This is a genomic window from Proteus sp. FME41 (genome assembly GCF_014897315.1).
GTDB lineage: Bacteria > Pseudomonadota > Gammaproteobacteria > Enterobacterales > Enterobacteriaceae > Proteus.
Window position 1 is genome coordinate 1 of record NZ_JABUYL010000078.1, and the last position, 351, is coordinate 351.

At 44.4% G+C, this 351-nt stretch carries 1 pseudogene; it reads left to right on the plus strand.

Features of this window, described 5'->3' with window-relative positions:
• Window positions 1-351: pseudogene (locus INT04_RS19235) on the plus strand (hypothetical protein); the annotation flags it as partial.

Below are 351 nucleotides of genomic sequence, written 5' to 3' on the forward strand. Positions count from 1 at the left end.
ACGCCAACGACCAAATTGTTGAAACCCAATACAGCAACCAGTTTGAACGCCAAAGCGAAAAGTTTCAGTACGACAACAACCTGAACATCACAGAGCATCAGTTTATTCCATCTGATGCGCAAGGTGCGTTTTTACAACTGGCGCAGCAGCAACAAAAAGGCCGTGTCACTCGCCGTATCACCGCTAAAGGCTACCAAGATTATCACTATGATATTAATGGTCGATTAACGCAAAAAGGGGTTCATCAGCACGGTTTTCGGGCGAAAACGTGGTATTACCAATGGAATACGCTTAACCAACTTATTGCCTGTTTTAATCCTGAAGGGGAATGTTGGCGTTACACTTACGATG